Source organism: Streptomyces sp. NPDC127106 (genome assembly GCF_042677605.1).
Classification (GTDB): Bacteria; Actinomycetota; Actinomycetes; order Streptomycetales; family Streptomycetaceae; genus Streptomyces.
In genome coordinates this window covers 65,935-90,042 of the sequence record NZ_JBHXTC010000023.1, presented here as the reverse complement: position 1 = coordinate 90,042, position 24,108 = coordinate 65,935, and the positions used below count along the sequence as shown (strand labels likewise).

Here is a 24,108-nt window from a genome sequence, read left to right as displayed (position 1 = left end):
CCTGTGGGGCTGCCGCGGGGGCGCCCACCCCGGCCACCAGGCCGAGGTTGCCCGCCCCCAAAACCCCCCCCCCCCCCCCCGGCGGCGGGGGGGCCCCCCCCCCCCCCCGCGCCTGTCTAAACTGCTCGCCACCACACGTCGGTCACGTGTTGGAACGACCCCTGGAATTCGCCCACTCCCCGGGCCCTTCCCGCGTGTACCGGTGCCGCCTGCGGCCGGGCCGCGGGCTGCGCGATCAGGCGACCAGGTTCACCGACCGGGCCGAGGTGGCGCCGATCTCCTCCGCGATCTCCGTGAGCACGGACTGCGGAACGGTGTCGTCCACGGTGAGGACGGCAAGCGCCTCACCGTGCTCCTCCACACGGGCCACCTGCATGCCCGCGATGTTCAGCCCGCCCTCGCCGAGGATCCGGCCGACGGTGCCGACGACGCCCGGGCGGTCGGTGTAGTTCAGGACGACCATGTGGTCGGCGAGCGCCAGGTCCACGTCGTACTCGCCGATGCCGACGATCTTCTGGAGGTGCTTGGGGCCGACCAGCGTGCCGGAGACCGCGATCTCCTGACCGTCCGACAGGGTGCCCCGCACGGTCACCACGTTGCGGTGGTCCGGGGACTCCGAGCTGGTGGTCAGGCGTACCTCGACACCGCGCTCCTGTGCGAACAGCGGCGCGTTGACGTAGGAGACGGTCTCGTCGACGACGTCCTCGAACACACCCTTGAGGGCGGAGAGTTCCAGCACCTTGACGTCGTGCTGGGTGATCTCGCCGCGGACCTCCACGTCCAGGCGGACCGCGACCTCGCTCGCGAGGGCGGTGAAGATGCGGCCGAGCTTCTCGGCGAGCGGCAGGCCCGGGCGGACGTCCTCGGCGATGACACCGCCCTGGACGTTGACCGCGTCCGGTACGAGCTCGCCGGCGAGCGCGAGGCGCACGGACTTGGCGACGGCGATGCCGGCCTTCTCCTGGGCCTCGTCCGTGGACGCGCCGAGGTGCGGGGTGCAGACGACCTGGTCGAGCTCGAAGAGCGGGGAGTCCGTGCAGGGCTCCTTCGCGTACACGTCGAGGCCGGCTCCGGCGACGCGGCCCTCCTTCAGCGCCGCGTACAGGGCGGCCTCGTCCACGATCCCGCCGCGCGCGGCGTTGACGATGCGGACGGACGGCTTCACCTTGTGCAGGGCCTCGTCCCCGATGAGACCGAGGGTCTCGGGGGTCTTGGGCAGGTGCACCGTGATGAAGTCGGCGACCTCCAGCAGCTCGTCCAGCGTCAGCATCTTGACGCCCATCTGGGCGGCGCGCGCGGGCTGCACGTACGGGTCGTAGGCGACGATCTTCATGCCGAAGGCGGACATCCGCTGGGCGACCAGCACGCCGATGCGGCCCAGGCCGACGACGCCGAGGGTCTTCTCGCTGAGCTCGACACCGGTGTACTTGCTGCGCTTCCACTCGCCGTTCTTCAGGGCCGTGTTGGCCTGCGGGATGTGGCGGGCGCTCGCGAGGAGCAGGCCGCAGGCCAGCTCGGCGGCGGTCACGATGTTGGAGGTCGGGGCGTTCACGACCATCACGCCGGCCTTGGTGGCGGCGGAGACGTCGACGTTGTCGAGGCCGACACCGGCGCGGGCGACGACCTTCAGCTTCCGCGCGGCGGCGATGGCCTCCGCGTCGACCTTCGTCGCCGAGCGCACGAGGATGGCGTCGACGTCGGCGATCGCGGGAATCAGCTCGGCGCGGTCGGCGCCGTTGCAGTGCCGGATCTCGAAGTCCGGGCCGAGCGCGTCGACGGTGGCGGGCGACAGCTCTTCGGCGATGAGTACGACAGGTTTCGAGCTCACGTGGGTCCTCACAAGTCCAGTGCGGACGGCCGTCCCGACGGCCGCAGGCGGTGGAGGGGGTAGCCGCGTGGAAGACGCACGACACTGTGGGCCTGACGCGTTGTGTTGAGCAGTGTAGTAGCGGAACCGGACCGGATTTCCGCCTGTGCGGAAGGATCACCCGTCCGAGGTTGGCCGGGGTGGACAAGCCGCACTACAGGATGTCCATGTTCCGGGCGTGTCGGCGTGTCGGCGTGTCGGAACGCGGCGCGGGGCCGGGACGGCAGGCGTCCCGGCCCCGCAGGCGATCAGCTCTCCTCGCTGTCGACCCAGCTCATCAGCTTGCGCAGCTTCTTGCCGGTGGTCTCCAGCAGGTGCTCCTCGTCGGCCTTCTTGTACTCGTTGTACTTGGGCAGACCGGCCTTGTACTCGGCCATCCAGGTGGTGGCGAACTCGCCGCTGCGGATCTCGTCGAGAACCTTCTTCATCTCGGCCTTGGTGGCGTCGGTGATGATGCGGGGGCCGGTGATGTAGTCGCCCCACTCGGCCGTCTCGGAGACCGACCAGCGCATCTTCTCCAGGCCGCCCTCGTACATGAGGTCCACGATGAGCTTCAGCTCGTGCAGGCACTCGAAGTACGCGATCTCCGGCTGGTAGCCGGCCTCGGTCAGGGTCTCGAAACCGGCCTTGACCAGGGCGGAGGCACCACCGCAGAGGACGGCCTGCTCACCGAACAGGTCGGTCTCGGTCTCCTCGGTGAAGGTGGTCTTGATGACACCGGCGCGGGTGCCGCCGATGCCGGCCGCGTAGGAGAGTGCGAGGGCGAAGGCCTGGCCCGAGGCGTCCTGCTCCACGGCGGCGATGCACGGAACGCCGCGGCCCTCCTCGTACTGGCGGCGGACCAGGTGGCCCGGGCCCTTCGGGGCGACGAGGGCGACGTCCACGTTGGACGGGGGCTTGATGAAGCCGTAGCGGACGTTGAAGCCGTGGCCGAAGAAGAGCGCGTCGCCCTCCTTCAGGTGGTCCTTGATGGACTCCTCGTAGATCTCGGCCTGGAGCGGGTCCGGCGTCAGGATCATGATGAGGTTCGCCCACTCGGCGGCCTCCGCCACGGGGAGGACCTTCAGGCCCTGCTCCTCGGCCTTGGCCTTGGACTTCGAGCCCTCCTTCAGGCCGACGACGACATCGACGCCGGAGTCGCGCAGCGACAGCGCGTGGGCGTGGCCCTGGCTGCCGTAGCCGATGACCGCGACCTTGCGGCCCTGAATGATGGACAGGTCGGCGTCGTTCTCGTAGAACAGCTCGGCCACTGGGATATCTCCTTGGTGCGCTGGTGTTGCTCCCACCGTACGGCGGGGAACGTGGACGAAGTTTCCTGGTCTCGCCATGCGAGAGGCAAAGAGGCGCGGGCCCCCGGCCGGTCAGGCGCTGCGGTCGAGCGCGCGCAGGCTGCGGTCCGTGATGGACCGTCCGCCGCGCCCTATGGCGATCGTGCCCGACTGGACGAGTTCCTTGATGCCGAACGGCTCCAGCATCTTGAGCATGGCGCCCAGCTTGTCGGCGCCGCCGGTGGCCTCGATGGTGACCGCCTCGGGCGAGACGTCGACCGTCTTGGCGCGGAACAGCTGGACGATCTCGATGATCTGGGACCGGGTCTCGTTGTCGGCCCGGACCTTCACCAGCACGAGCTCGCGCTCGATGGCGTTGGACGGCTCCAGCTCCACGATCTTGAGCACGTTGACCAGCTTGTTCAGCTGCTTGGTGACCTGCTCCAGCGGGAGGTCCTCGACGTTCACGACGATGGTGATGCGCGAGATGTCGGGGTGTTCGGTGACGCCGACGGCGAGCGAGTCGATGTTGAACCCGCGGCGGGAGAACAGGGCGGCGATCCGGGCGAGGATGCCGGGCGTGTTCTCGACCAGGACGGAGAGCGTGTGCTTGGACATGTGGGGCGTTCTCTCTCTCGGCTCTCTCGGCTCAGTCGTCTTCGTTGTCGCCGAAGTCGGGACGGACGCCCCGGGCGGCCATGACCTCGTCGTTGGAGGTGCCGGCGGCGACCATCGGCCACACCATGGCGTCCTCGTGGACGATGAAGTCGATCACGACGGTCCGGTCGTTGATCGCGTTGGCCTCGGCGATGACCTTGTCCAGGTCCGCCGGGTCCTCGCAGCGCAGCGCCACGCAGCCCATGGCCTCGGACAGCTTGACGAAGTCCGGGACGCGGGTGCCCTTGCGGGGGGCGGTGGACTCGCCGAGCTGGGAGCCGACCGTGTCGTGGCCGGTCTCGTCGGCGTGCAGCACCGTGTTGGAGTAACGCTGGTTGTAGAACAGGGTCTGCCACTGGCGGACCATGCCCAGCGCGCCGTTGTTGATGATCGCGACCTTGATCGGGATGTTGTTCAGCGCGCAGGTGACCAGTTCCTGATTGGTCATCTGGAAGCAGCCGTCGCCGTCGATCGCCCAGACGGTGCGCTCCGGCTTGCCGACCTTGGCGCCCATCGCGGCGGGGACCGCGTAGCCCATGGTCCCGGCGCCGCCGGAGTTCAGCCAGGTGCGGGGCTCCTCGTAGTCGATGAAGTGCGAGGCCCACATCTGGTGCTGGCCGACGCCCGCCGCGAAGACGGTGTGATCCGGGGCGAGTTCGCCGATGCGCTGGATGACCTGCTGGGGGGAGAGCATGCCGTCGTCGGGGGTCTCGTAGCCCAGCGGGTAGGTCTCGCGCCAGCGGTTGAGGTCCTTCCACCAGGTGGAGTAGTCGCCGCCGTTGCCCTCGGTGTGCTCGGCCTGGATGGCCTGGATCAGGTCGGCGATGACCTCGCGGGCGTCGCCGACGATCGGGACGTCGACCTCGCGGTTCTTGCCGATCTCGGCGGGGTCGATGTCCGCGTGGATGACCTTGGCGTAGGGGGCGAAGCTGTCGAGCTTGCCGGTGACGCGGTCGTCGAAGCGGGTGCCGAGGGCGATCAGCAGGTCGGACTTCTGCAGGGCGGTGACGGCGGTGACCGAGCCGTGCATGCCGGGCATGCCGATGTGCAGCGGGTGGCTGTCGGGGAACGAGCCCAGGGCCATCAGGGTGGTGGTGACCGGGACGCCGGACAGCTCGGCGAGGACCTTCAGCTCGGCGGTTGCGCCGGACTTCATCACGCCGCCGCCGACGTACAGGACGGGGCGCTTGGCCTGGCAGATGAGCTTGGCGGCCTCGCGGATCTGCTTGGCGTGCGGCTTGGTGACCGGCCGGTAGCCGGGCAGGTCCAGGCTCGGCGGCCAGGAGAAGGTGGTCTTCGCCTGGAGGGCGTCCTTGGCGATGTCGACGAGGACGGGGCCGGGACGGCCGGTGGAGGCGATGTGGAACGCCTCGGCGATCGTCTTCGGGATGTCCTCGGCCTTGGTGACGAGGAAGTTGTGCTTGGTGATCGGCATGGTGATGCCGACGATGTCCGCCTCCTGGAAGGCGTCGGTACCGATCGCCTTGGAGGAGACCTGTCCGGTGATGGCGACGAGCGGGACGGAGTCCATGTGGGCGTCGGCGATCGGGGTGACCAGGTTGGTGGCGCCCGGGCCGGAGGTGGCCATGCAGACGCCGACCTTGCCGGTGGCCTGCGCGTAGCCGGTCGCGGCGTGGCCGGCGCCCTGCTCGTGCCGGACCAGGATGTGGCGGACCTTGGTGCTGTCCATCATGGGGTCGTACGCCGGGAGGATCGCTCCGCCCGGGATGCCGAAGACGGTGTCGCACCCCACCTCTTCGAGAGAGCGGATGAGGGACTGGGCACCCGTGACGTGCTCAACTGCGGCGGGCTGCGCTCCGCCGGAACGGGGCCGCGGCTGCGGATGCTGGGCCCCGGAGGCCTGCTCGGTCATCGGCATTCTCTTCTCGAAGCTGAGGGTTTTACGACGGTTCGAAGGTGTGCCAGTGCAACAAAAAACCCCTCGTGCCGGATGGCAAGCGAGGGGAGCGCGTCGGGTGCACGGAGCGGGGACGAAGAGGTCCCGGCTTCAGCCGACGCGCTTTCCAAGTACGAGAATTCGGGTGCGCATGGCACTGACCCTCCCTCCGTCGGGAGGGCGATGTCAAGTGGGTGGGACGGGCGTCTCATTATGTGAGCCTCTCCGGATGGCCATCGAGCCCCCGGACGAACCACCGGCCAAGGCGGGCTGGACCGCCCCGCCCGGTACTGGGAACGTACCTCGCACGAGCGCCCGGCGCAGCCTGTACTCGTCGAGGGGGCCGGAAAACGCCAGTCCCTGGCCGTGCGTGCACCCCATGGCGCGCAGCGCCAGGACCTGCTCGGGCAGATCCACCCCCTCCGCCACCGACTGCATGCCCAGGTCGTTCGCGATCCGCAAAAGGCCGGCGGTGATCTTGCGGAGGCGGACGGACTCGACCACGCCCTCGACCAGGCCCCGGTCGAGCTTGAGGATGTCCACCGGGAGGCGCCGCAGGGCGCTGATGGCGGCGTAGCCGCTGCCGAAGCCGTCCAGGGCCACCAGGACGCCGAGCCGGCGCAGGGCCACGAGGCGCCGTTCCAGCTCGTCGAAGGGGACCCTGGGGTCGCTGTCGGCCAGTTCGATCACCAGGGCGCCGGGGGGCAGCCCGTGCCGGCTGAGGAGGGCCTCCACGAAGCCCGGGGCCATCGCCCCGTCGGCGGCCCCCGGCGGTGTTCCCGGGTCGAGCAGGCGCTGGGCGCTCGTCCGAACGGCCACCGGTACGCCGTGTCCGGCGCGGTGCCGTTCTGCGGCATGACCGACGGCTTGCTCCAGGACCCAGCGCCCGAGCTCCTCGGCGCGGGCGGGGACGCCGGCCGCGGGGCGCGCGGGGCCGTCCGGCCGGGGCGTCGCCTGGCCCTCCCTGTGGTCGGCGATCCGGAAGAACTCGGCCGGGGTGAAGAGGATGCCGCGGGCGGAACGCCAGCGGGCCACTGCGGCCGCGGCGGTGACCTCGCCGGTCTCCAGTGAGACCACGGGCTGGTGCAGTAGGGCGAATTCGCCGTCGTGGAGTGCGGTGCGCAGCCGGCCCGCCAGCTCCGCCTTGCGTACCACCTCGTCCTGCATCTGGGGGACGTACAGCTCGACCCGGTCCTTGCCGCCGGCCTTGGCCCGGTACATCGCGAGATCCGCGTTGCGCATCAGATCCGAAGGGGTGATGCCGGGGTCGGCGAAGGCCACGCCGATGCTGGCGGCGACCCGGACCTCGCTGCCGCCGATCCGGTACGGGCGGGAGAGCGTGGCGCGCAGCCGGTCCGCGATCTCGTGGACCTGGTACTCGCGGGCGCTGCGGTCGCGGCTGCCGTCGCCCAGGATGAGTGCCGCGAACTCGTCGCCGCCGAGTCGGGCGGCGGTGTCCCCGGCGCGGACGGAGTCCTGGAGCCGGCGCGCGGCTTCGACGAGGAGTTCGTCGCCGGCCTGGTGGCCGATGGTGTCGTTGACCGCCTTGAACCCGTCGAGGTCGATGAAGAGCACGGCGGAGCTGTGGTCCCCCGCGCGCCGGCCGCTCAGCGCCTGGCGGACCCGACGGGTGAACAGGGACCGGTTGGGCAGGTCGGTCAGCGGGTCGTGCTCGGCGCTGTGCTGGAGCTGTGCCTGGAGGCGTACCCGCTCGGTGACGTCGCGGCTGTTGAGGATGAGGCCGCCCTGGTGGCGGTTGACGGTGGACTCCACGTTGAGCCATTCGCCGTTGCCGGACTTGAACCGGCACTCGATCCGGGTGGTGGGTTCCTCGGCGGGCGGCGAGGCGAGGAAGCGGCGCACCTCGTGGACGACGCGCCCGAGGTCGTGCGGGTGGATGAGGCTGGCGAGCTCGGTGCCGACGAGCTCCTCGGCGTCGCGGCCGTACACCCCGGCGGCGGCGGGGCTGACGTAGTGCAGGGTCCCGGTGGGGGCGGCGATCATGATGACGTCGCTGGAGCCCTGGACCAGGGAGCGGAAGTGGTTCTCCTTCTGGGCCAGCTCCTGGGTCAGCGCGATGTTGTCGAGGAGCATGATGCCCTGCCGGATGACGAGGGCGAGCACGACGGTGCAGCCGGTGAAAACGACCACCCGGTCGACCTTCCGGCCGTCGACGACGTTGTACAGGATCCCCAGGGTGCAGACGGCTGCCGCGAGGTAGGGCGTGAGGGCGGGCAGCGAGCCGGTGATGGGCCGGCTGACGGACCGCTCGGCGCGTGGGGGGCCGGGCGCGCGCGCGGCCGCCGGCAGACGCCGGGCGCCCCAGGGCGCGTACGCGAGGAGCAGCGAGCCGGCGAACCAGCCGGCGTCGAGGAGCTGCCCGGACTGGTAGGCGGCGCTCAGCAGCGGCGAGGTGAACAGGGCGTCGCTGAGCACGGTCAGCGCGAGGGCGGCGATGGCGGTGTTGACGGCGGAGCGGTTGATCTCGGAGCGCCGGAAGTGCAGGACGAGCACCATCGAGACGAGGGCGATGTCGAGCAGTGGGTAGGCGAGGGAGAACGCGGCGTGCGGGACGCTGCCGGGGGCGCCGGACTGGGCGGCGGTCCGCGCGGCGTTCGCGAGGGCCAGGCTCCAGGACAGGGTGAGCAGGGACCCGCCGATGAGCCAGGAGTCGAGCGCGAGGCAGACCCAGCCGGCCCGGGTGACGGGCCGCTTGGCGAGGACGAGCAGGCCGACGATGGCGGGCGGGGCGAAGCACAGGAAGGCGACGTCCGCGAGGGAGGGTTTGGGCATGGGGACGCCGAGGATCACCTCGTACCAGCCCCAGACCGCGTTCCCGCAGGCGCCCATGAGGGAGGAGAAGGCGAACAGCAGCCAGGCCGGACGCTCGCGGCTGTCGATCGTCCGCGCATAGGTGTAGCAGGAGACGGCGGCGAGCAGCGCAGCTGCGCTGAGTCCGAAGTCGCCCATGATCTGGGCGAGTTCCTCGGAGCCCCAGCCCAGGGCGGCACCGACGGCGTACCCGGCGCTGACGACGGCGAGGAGCATCTGCATCGCCAGGCTCCTGCCCCCGTTCGAGGCGGCCTGCCGGATCGGCAGGGCCGCCCCTTGTGCACTCACCGGTCCCCCTCGCCGGCTGGTTCCGGCGCACCCCATCGTCGCCACCGGCGGCTGTGCCGCATCGGATCCTTCGTCCATTGGCCGTGCATCGCCCGTCGCCCCCCAATGTGTCCGATCACCCCAGCGCCAGACGTTCGTGGCGCAGCCCCTTGTTCCCGGACGATACACCACTTTCGTCACTCAGGGACATAGATGGTCTACTCTCCGTGACCGCATGGGGAGTTGGTGCCACTGCGCGCATCCGGACGGATGCGGAGCGTGTTCAGAGATGGGGTCAGTCGGTGATCAGGACCGTGTTCTCCAGGGGCTCCCCCGCGGCGAACCGGGTGAGTTGGCGGGCCACCAGACGCTTGGCCCGCGGTGCGAACGCCGAGCTGCTGCCGCCGACATGGGGCGTGATCAGGACGTTCGGAGCATGCCACAGCGGGTGGCCGGCGGGCAGCGGTTCCGGGTCGGTGACGTCGAGCGCGGCGCGCAGCCGGCCCGATTCCAGTTCGACCAGCAGGGCGGCCGTGTCGACGACCGGACCGCGGGCCACGTTCACGAGCAGGGCGCCGTCCTTCATGCGCCTCAGGAAGTCGGCGCCGGCCAGGCCGCGGGTCTCGTCGGTCAGTGGAGTGGAGAGGATCACCACGTCGGCCTCCGGAAGGAGCCGGGGCAGGTCGGCCAGCCCCTCGACGGGACCGCGCACGGTGGCGCGCGCCGAGCGTGCGACCCTCGCGATCCGTGCGCACTCGAAGGGCGCGAGCCGTTCCTCGACGGCCGCGCCGATGGATCCGTAGCCGACGATGAGGACGGACTTGTCGGCGAGGGCCTCGTAGAAGCCGGAGAGCCACTGCTCTCCGTCCTGGCCGCGCACCATGCCGGGGATGCCGCGCAGGGAGGCGAGGGTCAGGGTGAGCGCCAGCTCGGCGGTGCTCGCCTCGTGGACGCCGCGGGCGTTGCACAGCCGTACGCCGGGGCGCAGCAGGTCGAGGCCGCCGAGGACGTGGTCGACGCCGGCGGTGAGGGTCTGTACGACCTCCAGGTCGGGCATGGCCGCCAGCGGGCGCAGGGTGACCTCGTCGGACTTCATGTAGGGGGTGACGTAGAAGGCGCAGGCGGCCGGGTCGGCCGGGAAGGTCTCCTCGCCGTCCCAGTGGCGGTAGCGGAAGGAGTCGGGGAGTCCTTCGACCTGCTCCGCGGGGAACGGGAGCCACACGTCCGGGGTCTTTGCAGTCATGATCACGAGGCTATGCCAAGGGATCCTGGTCAACCCGTTACTTTGATGGCCGGATGTGGAGGGGGACACACGGGTGGAGCGCAGGTCGATCGGGGCGGGGGCGCTGGCGGTGGGCGCCGTCGGGCTCGGGTGCATGCCGATGAGCTGGGCGTACGCGCCCTCGCGGCGGCGCGGCGAGGAGTCGCTGGCCACGGTGCACAGGGCCCTGGACCTGGGGGCCAACCTGCTCGACACGGCAGACCTGTACGGGCCGTTCACCAACGAGCTGCTGCTGGGGCGCGTGCTGCGCGAGCGCCGGTCCGAGGCCTTCGTGTCGGCCAAGGTGGGGCTGCGGGCGGGCGAGCAGCACGTGGTGGCCTGCGGGCGGCCCGAGTACCTGCGGCGGGCCTGCGACGCGTCGCTGCGGCGGCTGCGGACGGACGTGATCGACCTCTACCAGCTGCACCGGGTGGACCCCGAGGTGCCGGTGGAGGAGACGTGGGGGGCCATGGCGGAGCTGGTGGGCGCCGGGAAGGTGCGGGCGCTCGGGTTCTGCGCGTTGGGCGCGGGGGCCGGGCCGGGAGCAGGGCGGCGGGGGGACCGGGAGTACCGGACGACGCTGCGCCACCTGGAGCGCGTGCAGCAGGTGTTCCCGGTCAGCGCCGTGCAGGCGGAGCTGTCGGTGTGGTCCCCGGAGGCCGCGCGGCAGCTGCTGCCGTGGTGCGCGGCGCGCGGGGTGGGGTTCCTGGCGGCGATGCCGCTGGGCAGCGGGTTCCTGACCGGAACGCTCACGCCCGGAGAGGGCTTCGAGTGGGAGGACGTCCGGGCCCGGCACCCGCGGTTCACGGCGGAGGCGATGGCGACGAACCAGGTGCTGATCGCGGGGCTGCGGCGGGTGGCCCGGCGGCACGGGCCCGCGGTGACGGCGGCGCAGGTGGCGCTGGCGTGGGTGCTGGCGCAGGGGCCGCAGGTGGTGCCGGTGCCGGGGGCGGACCGGGCGTCCTGGGCGGCGGAGAACGCGGCCGCCGCCGAGATGCGGCTGACGGCCGGGGACCTGGCCGAGATCTCCGCGCTGCCGGCGGCGGTGGGAGCCTGGGACTGATACCGCAACCACTCGATCGGGTGTACGAGTGGTGGAACTTCGGGGGCCGCGCCGTCTGTTGAGACGGATGACGGGCACGATCGCGGGTGGCGGTCGCGCGGACCGGAGGGGAGCAGGGCGATGCGACAGCGGCAGAGGGACGGACGCCGGTTCGGCCGGGTGCACGGCGGCGGGGCGTACGGCGGCGGGCAGGGCACTGGGGCCGGCGGCGGGGTGTTCGGGCGGGTCCGCGGGAGGCCGGCGGGCGCGCTGCTGGCGGGGTGGGCGGTCGTGCTGGCGGCGGGGTGCAGTCCGGCGGGCGGTCCCGGCGCCGCGCCGGGCAGCTCGCCGCCTCGCGGGGCGCCCAGCGCGGCGGCGTCGGGCTCGCCGGGCGGCGCGTCCGGTGCGGCGCGGAGCCCGGGGGCGCCGGCCAAGGGCTCGGTGACGGTGGCGGGGGAGATCGCCAAGGACCTCGCCTCGCCGTGGGGGGTGGCTCCGCTGCCCGACGGGGACCTGCTGGTCGCCTCGCGGGACGGGGGCACGATCAGCAGGGTGGCCCCGGACACGGGGAAGGTGACGCAGATCGGGGAGGTGCCGGGGGTGGACCCCGGTGGCGAGGGCGGTCTGCTGGGCCTGGCGGTGTCCCCGTCATTTGCCTCGGACCGGATGGTGTACGCGTACTTCACTACGGCGTCCGACAACCGCATCGCCCGCATGCGGTACGACGAGCACCGGGACCCGGGACAGCAGCTCGGCGCGCCGGACACCGTGCTGCGCGGCATCCCCAAGGGCGTCTTCCACAACGGCGGCCGGATCGCGTTCGGCCCCGACCGGATGCTGTACGCGGGGACGGGCGAAACCGGTGACCCCGGGCTCGCGCAGGACCGGAAGTCGCTGGGCGGGAAGATCCTGCGGATGACGCCGGACGGGCAGCCGGTGCACGGCAACCCCGAGCCGGACTCGGTCGTCTACTCGTACGGGCACCGCAATGTGCAGGGCCTGGCCTGGGACCAGGACAAGCGGCTGTGGGCCTCCGAGTTCGGCCAGCACACCTGGGACGAACTGAACCTGATCGAGCCCGGCGGGAACTACGGCTGGCCCGAGGCGGAGGGCAAGGCGGGCAGACCGGGCTTCCGTGATCCGGTGGCGGTGTGGCGGCCGGACGAGGCTTCGCCGAGCGGGATCGCCTGGGCGCAGGGCTCGGTGTGGATGGCCGGGCTGAAGGGCGAGCGGCTCTGGCGGATCCCGATGGCGGGGGCGGCTCCGGCGGCCGAGCCGGAGGCCTTCCTGGAGGGGAAGTACGGCCGGCTGCGCTCGGTCATCGGCCTCGGCGACAGGTTGCTGCTGGTGACGAGCGAGACGGACGGACGGGGTTCGCCGCAGGCCGGCGACGACAGGATCCTGACACTGACGGTGCGGTGACGGCACGCCCCGCGGGGAGGGGCGGAAGGCGGGGTGGGCACGGTGTTCAACATGATCGAGGAGCTCTTCAACCCGGGGCGCAGGCACACGGACGAGGAGCGCAAGCGGCTGGAGCTGTCCCGGACCGACGTGACCGACGGCGATCCGGGACGCGGTCCAATAGACCTGGACTCGGGGAAGGTGCTCATACGCGTCGAGGAGGAGCCCCCGCCGCAGTCCTGACCGGCCCGAACAGACGCAGCCGGTGGGCGAGGGCGGCCGCCTCGCCCCGGCCTGCGACGCCCAGTTTGGCCAGGATGTTGGACACGTGCACGCTGGCTGTCTTCGGGGAGATGAAGAGCTCCTCGGCGATCCGGCGGTTGCTGTGGCCGGCCGCGACCAGGCGCAGGACGTCGCGTTCGCGGCTGGTCAGGCCCAGTGCCTCGACCGGGTCGGTGTCCGGGGCAGGTTTGGTCGCGGGGGTGCCGGCCGCGGGGGTGTCGGCCGCGGTGAGCGGGAGCCGGGCCCGCTGGGCGAGCAGGGACAGGTCCTCGCGCAGCCGGCGGGCGCCGAGCTGCCCGGCGGTGGTGTAGGCCTCGCGGAGCAGGGCGGTCGCGGGCTCCCGGTCGCCGCCGGCGGCCAGCATCGCCTCGGCGAGCCGGTGGCGGGCGCGGGCCAGCAGGTAGGGACGCTCCAGCGGCCGGACGGCCTGCTCCACCTCGACCCAGTCGGCGACGGTGTCCCGGGCCTCGGCGCGCAGCAGTTCGGCGCGGAGGAACGCGGCGTGCGCGACCCACACGGGCACGGGGGCGGCCAGGGTGCGGGCGGCTGCGAGCAGGGCGGCCAGGGCTGCTTCGCGTCCGGCGTCGGCGACGGGCAAGCCCCGGGCGTCCGCCTCGGCAGAGGCGGCGGCGAGCAGCAGCGGCCACGCGTAGCGGTGTTGTCCGAGCGGGAAGCCGTAGTCGATCGCGGCGGCGGTCTCCGCGCGGACGGCGGCGATCCGGCCCTCCCCCGCGGCGATGCCGACGGCGAGGCGGAACAGCGGTATCCGGTGCTGGGGCTGGACGTCGTGGGTTCCGAAGTGGGCGTGGGCGGCGGCGAGTTGGCTTGCCGCCTCGGTCAGTTCGCCGCGGGCGAGGGCGAGGTAGGACAGCCGTGCGGAGGCGGATCCGCGCGGTGCCGCGCTCTGGCCGACGCGCAGGGTGCGCAGGGCGGCTTCGGCGGCCTCGTCCCAGCGGCCGAGGCTGTACAGGCTCTCCGCCATGTTGCCGCTGATCCACGCCTCGGAGTCCAGCAGGCGTGACTTCCTGACCAGGTGGGCCCCTTGTTCGGCCAGTTCCACGGCCTCGCGGGAGCGGCCCATGCCTTCCAGCTGAGAGGAGAGGTTGATATGTGCACGTCCCGCCAGCATGCCCAGGCCGAGCCGGGTGGCCCGTTCCTTGACCGCGTGCATCTCGGCGAGGCCGCGCTCGGCATCGCCGGAGTCGGTGAGCAGGGCGCCGACGGTGATCCGGGCGTTGAGCTCGATCTCCTCGGCGCCGATCATGCGTGCGTAGGCGGCGGCGCGTTCGGCGGCGTCGAGGTTGTCGGGGCCGGGGCTGTGCAGCATGCCCCAGCCCGCGGCCCGGACCAGGACCTCGGCGTGCACCTGGGACGGGGGCAGCCCCTTGACGAGTTCCTGGGCCCTGGCGAGCTCCTCCCAGCCGTCGCCGCGGGCCAGGCTGGAGACCAGCCGGGAGCGCTCGGTCCAGAACCAGGCGGCGCGCAGCGGGTCGCCCTCCTCCTCCAGCAGCCGCAGAGCCGTCTTGGTGATCTTCAGTGCGTGTTCGCGCTCGCCGCCGAAGCGGGCTGCGACGGCAGCCTCGGCCAGCAGGTCGAGCCGCTGGAGCGGGGTGGTCGCCGGGTCGCAGCCGCAGGGCGGGTAGACCTCGGTGTAGTCGGCGGGGCGCAGGGTCTCGCGGACCTCTTCCGGGGTGCTCTCCCACAGGTCGAGCGCCCTTTCCAGCAGTCGCAGCTGCTCGGAGTAGGCGTGCCGGAGGCGGGCTGCCACCGAGGCGGCGAGCACGGCGGGCAGGGCCTTGGCGGGGTCGTTGGCGTAGTACCAGTAGCTGGCCAGCCGGATGACCCGCTCCGCGGCGCGGATCAGCGTGTCGTCGGCCTCCAGGGCCTCGGCGTAGCGCCGGTTCACGCGGGAGCGCTCGCCGGGCAGCAGGTCGTCGCTGACGGCCTCGCGGACCAGCGAGTGCCGGAAGCGGTAGCCGTCCCCGTCTGTGGTGGCGAGGAGGATGTTGGCGCCCACGGCGGCCCGCAGTGCCTCGATGAGCTCGTCCTCGCTGAGCCCGGCCACGGCGAGCAGCAGGGGGTACTCCACGGTGGAGCCGCCCTCGGCGACGATGCGGACCACGCGCTGGGCGTCGTCGGGCAGCACTTCGACGCGGACGAGCAACAGGTCGCGCAGGGACTCGGTCAGGCCGGCCCGGCAGCCGCTCTCCCGGCAGGCGGCCAGTTCCTCGACGAAGAAGGCGTTGCCGTCGGAGCGGTCGAACACCGAGTCCACGAAGGCCTCGTCGGGTTCCTGGGCGAGGATTCCGGCGAGTTGGCGGCGCACCTCGGCCCGGTTGAAACGGGGCAGTTCGATGCGCTGGACGGTGCGCAGCCGGTCCAGTTCGGCGAGCAGCGGGCGCAGCGGGTGGCGGCGGTGGACGTCGTCCGCGCGGTAGGTGGCGACGAGGACCAGGCGGCCGCTGGTGAGCGTGCGGAACAGGTAGGACAGCAGGTGCCGGGTGGAGGTGTCGGCCCAGTGCAGGTCCTCCAGGACGAGGACGACGGTGCGGTCGGCGGCGAGCCGCTCCAGCATCCGGGCGGTCAACTCGAAGAGCCGGGCGGTGCTTTCCTCGTCGTGGGGGCCGCGGGGCGTGTCACCGAGTTCGGGCAGGATGCGGGCGAGTTCGTCCTCCTGGCCGGCGCCCGCGGCCGCCAACTCCCCGGGGAGCAAACGGTGCAGGGCGCGCAGGGCCGTCGAGAACGGGGCGAAGGGAAGCCCCTCCGCCCCGATTTCGACACAGCCTCCGACGGCAACCACGGCACCGCTGCGGGCCGCCTCGCCGAGGAACTCCTCGGTGAGGCGGGTCTTGCCGACTCCGGCCTCTCCCCCGATGAGCAGCGCCTGGGGCTCCCGGCCGGCGGCGCGCCCCAATGCGTCGGTGAGGACGGCCAGTTCGTCGGCACGGCCGACGAACACCGGGCTGACGTTTCTGCTCTCCACGCCGCCGAGCATCGCACAGGAGTCCTGACCGGCGGCACTCCGTATCGCCGTGCCGCGCCCGGTGCGCCGGTCGCGGCGGGGCGCCGTGCCGTTCACGCGGCGCGGACGAAGCGGCTCCGGTTTCTGCTCACCGGCCCTTCGGGGTCCTGGCTGCGCAAGGAAGCGCGGTGTGCCTTCTTCGCCTCCCGGATTTGGCGGTACCGGTCGGCCTCGCGGATGAGGTCGGCGCGGCGGGCGGCGGCCATCTCGTACTCGAACATCCGGTTCTCCCTGGTTGCGGCTGCGGACACGGTGTCCGGCGTGATCCGAGCTTCGCGTCCCAGGGGGTGCCGGCGCATCGGGAGCATGCCGCATCTGCGGGGGCAGGGGGTCCTTAGGCCGGGGGCGGGGGGCCTCATGCGGCGACTGGGCCGACTTAGGCCGGGCTCCGGGCCGTGGCCGCGCGAGGGGCGGCCCGGATCAGGCCGTCGGGGCCGGGGGCCACTCGTGGGCCAGGACCGACCAGACCTCGGTGTCCTGGCGGGCCCCGCGGTGGGGGTAGTTCTGCCGCAGGACGCCCTCGCGGGTCATCCCCAGGCGCTCGGCGACGGCGAGGCTGCGCTTGTTGGCGGAGGAGGCGTGCCACTCGGCGCGGTGCATGCCGCGCTCGTGGAAGGCCCAGTCGAGCAGCACGCGGCAGGCCTTGGTCACCAGGCCCCGGCCGGCCGCGGTCGGCTCCAGCCAGCAGCCGACCTCGCAGGTCCCGGCCGTGGCGTCGAAGGTGCGGAACAGCACGCCGCCGACGAGGGTTCCCTCGACGCGGATGCCGTAGATGCGTCCGCCGTCGGCGGCCGTCTTCTGCGCGTAGGCGGACAGGAACCCGCGGGCCGTGTCGAGGTCCGTGACGACGTCCGCCAGGACGATGTGCTCCCCGACGTACTCCCGGCCGCGGTCCATGTGGGCCAGGAACTCCTCCGCGTGCCAGGGCTCCAGGGGGAACAGGTGGGCGTCGTCAGCGAGGGCTATCGAGAACATGCGGCTACGTCCTTGGGGTTCGTGCGGCGGTATGCCGGATCACCGGGAGGGCGCGGCGGGCTCGGCTCCGTCCTCGCTCGTGGCGGCTTCCGCGCCGGTCCGCTGCGCGGGAAGTGTCGCATGCGGGAGGGAATCGGGAGGCTCAATACTGATCTTGGGCAGCATCCGGTCCAGCCAGGCGGGCAGCCACCAGTTGGCGCCGCCGAGCATGTGCATCAGCGCCGGGACGAGGAGGGTGCGCAGGACGAACGCGTCCAGTGCCACGGCCGCGGCGAGCGCGATGCCGAACATCGCGATGATCCGGTCGCCGCTGAGCACGAAGGCCAGGAAGACGGAGATCATGATGACCGCGGCCGAGTTGATGACCCGGCTCGTCTCGGCGAGGCCGACGCGGACGGCCCGCCGGTTGTCACCGGTCTCCAGCCACTCCTCGTACATCCGGCTGACCAGGAAGACCTGGTAGTCCATGGAGAGCCCGAAGAGCACCGACACCATGATCACCGGCAGGAAGGGCTCGATGGGGCCGGCGCTGCCCAGGCCCATCGGCTCGCTCCCCCAGCCCCACTGGAAGATCGCGACGACGACGCCGAAGGAGGAGGCGACGGCGGCGACGTTCATGGCCGCCGCCTTGAGGGGGATGCCGATCGACCGGAACGCCAGCAGGAGCAGGATGCAGCCGAGGGCGACGACCACGCCGACGAAGAGGGGCAGCTTGGCGACGATGACCTCGGCGAAGTCGTCGTAGCCGGCGGTCACGCCACCGACGTGGGCCTCCACGGTGCTGCCGTGCGCGGCGCGCGGGATGACGTCCTCGCGCAGGTGGGTGACGAGGTCGCTGGTGGCCCGGGACTGCGGGGACGAGTCGGGTATGACGGTCACCACGGCGGTGTCGCCGCTGCGGTTGAAGACCGCGGGCCCGGCGGAGGCGACGCCCTCGGCCGAGCGGAGCGACTCGGCCAGGTTCTCCACGGCGAGCCGGTCGCCGGCCCCGTCGAGGCGGGCGACGATCGTGAGCGGGCCGTTCACTCCGGGGCCGAAGCCTTCGGCGAGCAGGTCGTAGGCCTGCCGGGTGGTGGAGGTCTCCGGGTTGTTCCCCTGGTCGGAGGTGCCCAGGTGGAGCGAGAGGGTGGGCAGCGCGAGTCCCGTCATGACCAGGGTGGCCACCAGGCCGAGGAGTTTGGGGTGCCGTTCGACGAAGGCGGACCAGCGGGCGGCGAACCCGGTGGGCAGCTCGGGCTGCGGGCCATGCTCGGCGAGCCTGCGGCGCTCGCGGCGCGAGAGGGCGCGCATGCCGATGTACGACAGCAGGGCGGGCAGCAGAGTGACCGAGGCGGCGACGGTGAGGACCACGGTGAGGGAGGCGGCTATCGCGACGCCGTTCAGGAAGTTCAGCCGCAGGACCAGCATGCCGAGCAGGGCGATGCACACGGTCGCACCGGCGAAGACGACGGCGCGGCCGGTGGTGGCGACCGCCTGCTCGGCGGCCTCGTGGACGGCGACGCCCCGTTTGAGGGCCTTGCGGTGTCGGGTGACGATGAACAGCGCGTAGTCGATGCCGACGCCGAGCCCGACGAGGGTGCCGAGCATGGGGGCGAAGTCGGCGACCGCCATGGCGTGTCCGAGCAGGGTGATGCCGAAGTAGGCGGTGCCGACGCTGACCAGGGCGGTCGCTATGGGAAGCATGCTCGCGGCGAGCGAACCGAAGGCGAGCAAGAGGACCAGGGCGGCGACGGCGACGCCGATGACCTCGGCGAGGTGGGCGGTGGGCGCCTCGGTCAGGCCGACGGCCCGCCCGCCGAGCTCGACCCGGAGGCCGTCCGCCTCGGTGGACGGGTTCTTGGCGGCGTCGACCACGGCCTTGGCCTGCGCCTTGGGTACGGAGTCGGCCGGCCGGTCGAACGTCACCACGGCGTACGCGGTGCGCCCGTCGGCGCTGATCCGGGCCGCGCTCTCGGGGCCGGGGCCGTACGGGCTGCTGACCGATCCGACGCCGGGCAGCTCGGCGATGGCGGCGAGGGCGCGGGTCATGCGTTCCTCGACGCCGGGGCTGCGGGCCGTCTGGTGCTCGGGCGTCCGCCAGACCACGGTGTCGGTGTCGCCGCCCTGGCCGGGGAAGCCCTCGCGCAGCAGTGCGTGGGCCCGGCTGGATTCGGTGCCGGGGACCTCGTAGTCGTTGGAGAACGCCGTGCCGGCGGTGACGGCTGCCGTGGCGGTGCCCCCGAGCGCGAGCAGCCATATCAGGACGGCCACGAGGCGATGCCGCATGCACCACCGTGCGATTGCTGCCAAGGGACGTGCTCCCTGAGGGTTCGGATCTTTACCGGGAGGCCGCCCGACGCAAAGAACGCTGGAACGCGTGAAGGCACGGCCGAGGACCCGGGAGGGTCGCTCCGGGCTCGGGCCGAGATGGTCTGCCAGGCCACGATCGCAGCGTTTCGTGATCGTTGGACCGTTTCGTGTGCATCATCACAGCGCCGGGGGAACCGGGCGGGGGTGGGCGGTGCCGGTCAGCCGGCGGGCGCGCCGCTCGGTTCGTCGACGCGGTAGCCGGGGACGGAGGGCCAGCGGACCGTGAGGACCACCGATTCCTCCTCCGCGTACCAGGAGTGGTCGATGCCGCGGCCCCAGACGACGTAGTCCCCCTGCTCGTCGAGGACGACGCTGCGGCCCGGGAAGTCCATCCGGAAGCGCCCGCTGATGAGGACCAGGAGGGCGGTTCGCTCCTCGCCGGTCGTCCACTGGGCCCGCTCGTCGCCCTGGGGGTGGACGCCCCACTTGATCTCCACGTCCTTGCTGTGGCGTGGGTCGGCGGGGTCCTTGAAATGGCCGAGGAGCCAGCCGCGGTCGGCGGCGGCGTCGGGGGTGGCCTTGCCGGTGTGGATGTAGACGTCGGTCACGGGGTGAGGCTAATGCAGTTGCGCGGGCCCCGTGTCGGTGGTCGGCTGCACCGGTGACGATGGATGTTGACGAACTGGTGCGGGTGCGGGCGGAGTACGACCGGGAGCTGCGGCGTGACGCGGCCCCGGACACGGCGCGGGCCCGGGTGGAGCGGGCGGGGGCCGTCGTACGGCAGACCGCGCCCGGGCAGGGGTGGAACGGCGTGCTCTGGTCGGACCTCGGCGAGGACACCGCGGACGCGGAGATCGCGGCGCAGGTGGCGTACTTCGGGGGCCGGGGGTCGGGGTTCGAGTGGAAGCTGTACGGCCACGACCGGCCGTTGGACCTCGATGCGCGGCTGCGGGCGGCGGGTTTCGTGCCGGAGCCGGCCGAAGCGGTGCTGGTGGGCCGGGTGGACGAGCTGGCCGCACTGCCGGTCGAGCCGCCGGAGGGGATCACCCTGCGCGCGGTGGAGGACGAGGCCGGCGTGGAGCTGGTGATGGACGTCCACGCGAGGGCGTTCGGGACACACCGGCCCGGCATCCGGGAGCTGCTGCTCACGCTGCTGCGCGACGAGCCGGAGACGGTGGCGGCGGTGGTGGCGATGGCCGGGGACACCCCGGTGAGCGCGGCACGGATGGAGATGCGCCCGGGCTGCTCGTTCGCGGGCCTGTGGGGCGGCGGCACCCTCCCCGAGTGGCGGGGCCGGGGCCTCTACCGCCTGCTGGTCGCCCACCGGGCCCGGATCGCCGCGGAGCGGGGGATCCGCTACCTCCACGTGGACGCGTCGGACGACAGCCGCCCGATCCTGCGCCGCCTGGGTTTCGAGGTACTGGGCTCCACCGTCCCGTACGTGTGGGAGCCCGCACGCGCCGGCGGGCCCGCCTGACCCCCGGAGCCCGTCCGGCCCCACCCGCGCCGCCACCCGCGCCCCCGCCCGCCCGTCGGCGTCGCGAGGGCCTCGTCCCCGGACCCTTGCAACGCGAAAGGACCACGGCATGGAACGCCCCTCCCCTCCCCTGACCGGCGGTGAGCGCGAGACCCTGCGCGCTTACCTCGACTACCACCGCGCCACCCTCGCCTGGAAGTGCGAGGGGCTGACGGACGAGGAGCTGCGCCGCCCCTCGATGCCGCCGTCCACACTGTCCCTGCTGGGCCTGGTCCGGCACATGGCCGAGGTCGAGCGCCACTGGTTCCGGCGCACGCTGGCCGGCGAGGGCGTACCGCACGTCTGGTCCGACCGGTACGACTTCCAGGCCGCCTACGACGCCGCCGGCGCCACCCGCGAGGAGGCCTTCGGGGCCTGGGAGGCGGAGGTGGCGCACGCCCGGCGCATCGAGGCCGCCGCGGAGTCCCTCGACGTGACGGCGTACGTGAAGAGCTGGCAGGAGGAGGTCTCCCTGCGTCTGATCATGCTGCATCTGATCCACGAGTACGCCCGCCACAACGGCCACGCCGACTTCCTGAGGGAGGCCATCGACGGCGCGACCGGCGCCTAGCGCCCGGCCGGCCACGACCCGCCCACCCCCAACCCCTATAGTTAGGGCAGCCTAACCTAATTGCCCTGGGAAGAGTGTGAGCGAGCCTGTGACCGACGCGGACGACTTCGAGCTGTACCGGGACGACTGGGGCATCCCCCACCTGCGCGCCCCCGACCCCCTGCGCCTCGCCTACGCCCAGGGCCGCGCCACCGCCCTGGACCGGGCCTGGCAGCTGGAGGTCGAGCGCCACCGCTCCCAGGGCTCCAGCGCCGCGTTCCTCGGCCCGGAGTCCGTCGCCTGGGACCGGTTCGCCCGGCAGAGCCGCCTCGACGACACCGCCCGCCGCTGCCACGAGGCGCTCGACGCGGAGACCGCCGCCTGGGTCGGGGCGTACGTCGACGGAGTCAACGACGGCCTGGCCGCCGGCGCCGCCCGTGACGCGCGCTTCGCCCGCACCGGTCACGCTCCCGCGCCGTGGGAGCCGTGGGTCCCGCTCGGCATCTGGATCGCCACCCACATCCTCTTCGCCGGCTTCGCCACCAAGCTGTGGCGCGAGCGCGTGGCGAGCGCCCTGGGACCGGAGGCCACCACCCTCTTCGCCACCGACGGCCCCGGCACCGCCGGCAGCAACGGCTGGCTCGTTCCGGGCGACCGCACCGCCACCGGCGCGGCGATCATCGCGGGCGACCCGCACCGCTTCATCGAGGACCCGGGCGTCTACCAGCAGATCCGCCTGTCCTGCCCCGAGTACGACGTCCTCGGCCTCGCCGTCCCCGGCATCCCCGGCCTGGCCCACTTCGGCCACACCGGCAGCGCCGCCTGGGCGATCACCAACGCCATGGCCGACTACCAGGACCTGTACGTCGAGCGGCTGCGCACCGCCGCGGACGGCGCGTCCGTGGAGGCCCTGGGCCCCGACGGCGCCTGGGAGCCCGTCCACCGGCACACCGAGACCATCGCCGTCGCCGGGGCCGAGCCCGTCGAGGTGGAGGTCCTGGAGACCGCCCGCGGGCCGGTGGTCACCCGCGAGGAGACCGCGGACCAGACGCTCTCCCTGCGCTACCCGCCCCGCGTCCGCCGCGACCTCGGCTTCGCCGTCCTGCCGGCCCTGCTGCGCGCCCGTACCGTCGCCGACATCGACCGGGCCCTCGACGGCTGGGCCGAGCCGGTGAACGTCGTCCACGCCGCCGACACCGAGGGCGGCCTGCTGCACCGCGTCGCCGGGGCGGTCCCGCTGCGCGACCCGGCCAACCGGCTGCGCCCCGTGCCCGCCTGGGACGCCCGGTACGCCTGGCAGGGCTGGGCCGAGACCCCCGTCGAGCCGGTGCAGGGCTTCGCGGTCATGGCGAACGCGCGCGGCATCGCCTCGCCGCTCGGCGTGGAGTTCGCGCCCCCGCACCGCGCCGACCGGATCCGCGCGCTGCTGTCCGGCTCGGCGCACTGGTCCCCCAAGGCGATGGAGGAGGTGCACCGCGACACCCACCTGGCCTCGGCCGAGCCGCTGCTCGCCCTGCTGCCCGGGCTGGAGGGCCTGTCCCCGGCCGCGGAGGCGCTGCGCACCCGACTGCTGGCCTGGGACCGGCACATGGAGGCGGAGAGCACGGACGCGACCGTCTTCTCCGCGCTGCGGACGGCCACCGTGCGCCGTTTCGCCGCCGACCCCGCCCTCGCCGCCCTGGCGGGCGCCCCGACCGGCCCCGAGGTGTTCCACCCCTGGCTGTACCTGGTGCCCCGGGTCGGCTACGCGCTCGAAGGCCTGCTGGCCACGGAGCTGCTGCCGGCCCTGGACCGGGTGGCGCACGTACGGGCCGCCCTGGAGGAGACGGCCGCGGCCGGCGCCCCCGACGTCCCGTGGTCGCACGTGCACCGCCTCGTACCCTGGTCGGCGCTCCCGGACCCGGACGCCGAGTGGCCGGGCCTCGGCGGCGACCACGACTGCGTGAACGCCACCTCCTCCGTCCCCGGCTTCACCGACCTGAGCGCCCGCGCGTCCGCGGCCCGCTACGTCTGGGACCTCGGCCGCCGCGAGGACAGCCTCTGGGCGGTCCCGCTCGGCGCGGACGGCGTCGCCGGCACCGCCCACCACCGCGACCAGCTGCCGCTGTGGGCGCGCTGCGAGCTCGTCCCCGTCGTCACCGACTGGGCCCGGCTCAGCAGGGAGTCCGTATGACCGGCACCGCAGGCGGCCCCCGGCAGCCCGTCTACACCCGTGCCGTCGAGGGCTTCGGCACGGTGACCTTCACGCCGGTCGACCCGGCCGTCGACGCCGCGCTGATCCACAGCTGGGTGAGCCAGGAGCGGGCCCGCTTCTGGGGCATGACCGAGGCGGGCCCGGACCTCGTCCGGGAGATCTACGAGGACGTCGACCGGCGCACCACGCACCACGCGTACATCGCACGCCGCGACGGGGTGCCGGTCGCGCTCTTCCAGTCGTACGACTGCGCCGCGGACCGGGTCTGCGAGTGCTACGAGGTCCAGCCCGGCGACACCGGCGTGCACATGCTGCTCGCTCCGGCCCGGGCCGGGGCGGAGCACGGCTTCAGCGGTCGGCTGATCGGCGCCTTCCTGGACTTCCTGCACGCGGAGGGCGGCGCACGCCGGATCGTCGCCGAGCCGGACGCGCGCAACGCGAAGGCGATCGCCCGGCTGGAGCGCAGCGGTTTCGTCCTCGGCCCGGAGGTCGAGCTGCCGGAGATCGACCTGCCCGAGGTCTTCGTCCCGGCGAAGCGGGCCCGGCTCGCGTTCTTCGGCTTCCTCGGCGCGCCTGCGCCAGGAAGCCCGTGACGCGGGCCGCCCCTTCGCGCGGGCGCTCGGCGGACGGAGGGTGCCCGGTGGGCGGTTTCGCGACCCGGGCGTCCGGCAGCGCCTCGGCCAGCTCCAGCTGGCGGGCGAGCGGCACCAGCCGGTCGGCTCCCCGGTCGTCGCGACGACCGGGGCCGGTACGCCGATCCCGGCGAGGTCGGCGCGCAGGTCGGTGAC

18 protein-coding genes are annotated in these 24,108 nt (G+C 72.9%); 7 read left to right on the top strand and 11 right to left on the bottom strand.

What is annotated here, in order from left to right; all coding sequences use genetic code 11:
• Positions 1–235: 235 nt before the first annotated feature.
• From serA to ACFVGY_RS20485, 6 genes are all read right to left on the bottom strand, one after another.
• Complete coding sequence (gene serA, locus ACFVGY_RS20510; RefSeq protein ID WP_385679274.1) at positions 236–1,828, bottom strand: phosphoglycerate dehydrogenase; 1,593 nt, start codon at positions 1,826–1,828, stop codon at positions 236–238.
• Between the two features lie 287 nt (positions 1,829–2,115).
• Positions 2,116–3,117 carry a ketol-acid reductoisomerase gene (ilvC, locus tag ACFVGY_RS20505; protein WP_385679271.1) on the bottom strand — a complete coding sequence of 334 codons (1,002 nt, stop codon included), beginning with the start codon at positions 3,115–3,117 and terminating at the stop codon, positions 2,116–2,118.
• A 111-nt stretch (positions 3,118–3,228) separates the two neighbouring features.
• A complete protein-coding gene (gene ilvN / locus ACFVGY_RS20500; RefSeq protein WP_114054307.1) occupies positions 3,229–3,753 on the bottom strand; it encodes an acetolactate synthase small subunit in 525 nt (174 codons plus the stop codon).
• A 31-nt stretch (positions 3,754–3,784) separates the two neighbouring features.
• Positions 3,785–5,665: an acetolactate synthase large subunit gene (locus tag ACFVGY_RS20495; protein ID WP_385679268.1), complete on the bottom strand. Its 1,881-nt coding sequence runs from the start codon at positions 5,663–5,665 to the stop codon at positions 3,785–3,787.
• A gap of 210 nt (positions 5,666–5,875) precedes the next feature.
• Complete coding sequence (locus tag ACFVGY_RS20490) at positions 5,876–8,809, bottom strand: putative bifunctional diguanylate cyclase/phosphodiesterase (protein ID WP_385679265.1); 2,934 nt, start codon at positions 8,807–8,809, stop codon at positions 5,876–5,878.
• A gap of 274 nt (positions 8,810–9,083) precedes the next feature.
• On the bottom strand, positions 9,084–10,031 hold the full coding sequence (locus ACFVGY_RS20485; protein ID WP_385679262.1) for a 2-hydroxyacid dehydrogenase: 948 nt from the start codon (positions 10,029–10,031) through the stop codon (positions 9,084–9,086).
• A gap of 73 nt (positions 10,032–10,104) precedes the next feature.
• Here ACFVGY_RS20485 and ACFVGY_RS20480 point away from each other — a divergent pair, with 73 nt between their 5' ends.
• The 3 genes from ACFVGY_RS20480 to ACFVGY_RS20470 all read left to right on the top strand — a co-directional run bounded on the left by ACFVGY_RS20480 (position 10,105) and on the right by ACFVGY_RS20470 (position 12,735).
• Entirely contained in the window at positions 10,105–11,112 is a 1,008-nt protein-coding gene (locus ACFVGY_RS20480) for an aldo/keto reductase (RefSeq protein ID WP_385679259.1), read from the top strand.
• Between the two features lie 120 nt (positions 11,113–11,232).
• Positions 11,233–12,513, top strand: coding sequence for a PQQ-dependent sugar dehydrogenase (locus tag ACFVGY_RS20475; protein WP_385679256.1), 1,281 nt, complete (start codon positions 11,233–11,235; stop codon positions 12,511–12,513).
• A gap of 51 nt (positions 12,514–12,564) precedes the next feature.
• Entirely contained in the window at positions 12,565–12,735 is a 171-nt protein-coding gene (locus tag ACFVGY_RS20470; protein WP_385679253.1) for a DUF6191 domain-containing protein, read from the top strand.
• Here the strand turns inward: ACFVGY_RS20470 and ACFVGY_RS20465 are convergent.
• From ACFVGY_RS20465 to ACFVGY_RS20445, 5 genes are all read right to left on the bottom strand, one after another.
• Positions 12,698–15,769, bottom strand: a complete 3,072-nt coding sequence (locus tag ACFVGY_RS20465; protein ID WP_385679367.1) for an AAA family ATPase — start codon at positions 15,767–15,769, stop codon at positions 12,698–12,700. The two genes, ACFVGY_RS20470 and ACFVGY_RS20465, sit on opposite strands and share 38 nt — an antisense overlap.
• An 80-nt stretch (positions 15,770–15,849) precedes the next feature.
• Positions 15,850–16,047, bottom strand: coding sequence for a hypothetical protein (locus tag ACFVGY_RS20460; RefSeq protein ID WP_385679250.1), 198 nt, complete (start codon positions 16,045–16,047; stop codon positions 15,850–15,852).
• Positions 16,048–16,216: 169 nt separating this feature from the next.
• Entirely contained in the window at positions 16,217–16,771 is a 555-nt protein-coding gene (locus tag ACFVGY_RS20455; RefSeq protein WP_385679247.1) for a GNAT family N-acetyltransferase, read from the bottom strand.
• A 39-nt stretch (positions 16,772–16,810) separates the two neighbouring features.
• Complete coding sequence (locus ACFVGY_RS20450; protein ID WP_385679243.1) at positions 16,811–19,060, bottom strand: MMPL family transporter; 2,250 nt, start codon at positions 19,058–19,060, stop codon at positions 16,811–16,813.
• Between the two features lie 218 nt (positions 19,061–19,278).
• On the bottom strand, positions 19,279–19,668 hold the full coding sequence (locus ACFVGY_RS20445) for a signal peptidase I (protein WP_385679240.1): 390 nt from the start codon (positions 19,666–19,668) through the stop codon (positions 19,279–19,281).
• 59 nt (positions 19,669–19,727) lie between these two features.
• Here ACFVGY_RS20445 and ACFVGY_RS20440 point away from each other — a divergent pair, with 59 nt between their 5' ends.
• From ACFVGY_RS20440 to ACFVGY_RS20425, 4 genes are all read left to right on the top strand, one after another.
• Positions 19,728–20,537, top strand: a complete 810-nt coding sequence (locus ACFVGY_RS20440) for a GNAT family N-acetyltransferase (RefSeq protein ID WP_385679364.1) — start codon at positions 19,728–19,730, stop codon at positions 20,535–20,537.
• Positions 20,538–20,646: 109 nt separating this feature from the next.
• Positions 20,647–21,147 (top strand): DinB family protein, encoded by a 501-nt coding sequence (locus tag ACFVGY_RS20435; protein ID WP_385679237.1) that lies wholly within the window; start codon positions 20,647–20,649, stop codon positions 21,145–21,147.
• A 76-nt stretch (positions 21,148–21,223) separates the two neighbouring features.
• On the top strand, positions 21,224–23,299 hold the full coding sequence (locus tag ACFVGY_RS20430) for a penicillin acylase family protein (protein WP_385679234.1): 2,076 nt from the start codon (positions 21,224–21,226) through the stop codon (positions 23,297–23,299).
• Complete coding sequence (locus tag ACFVGY_RS20425; protein ID WP_385679231.1) at positions 23,296–23,913, top strand: GNAT family N-acetyltransferase; 618 nt, start codon at positions 23,296–23,298, stop codon at positions 23,911–23,913. The genes ACFVGY_RS20430 and ACFVGY_RS20425 overlap by 4 nt, the downstream gene beginning before the upstream one ends.
• Positions 23,914–24,108 lie beyond the last annotated feature (195 nt).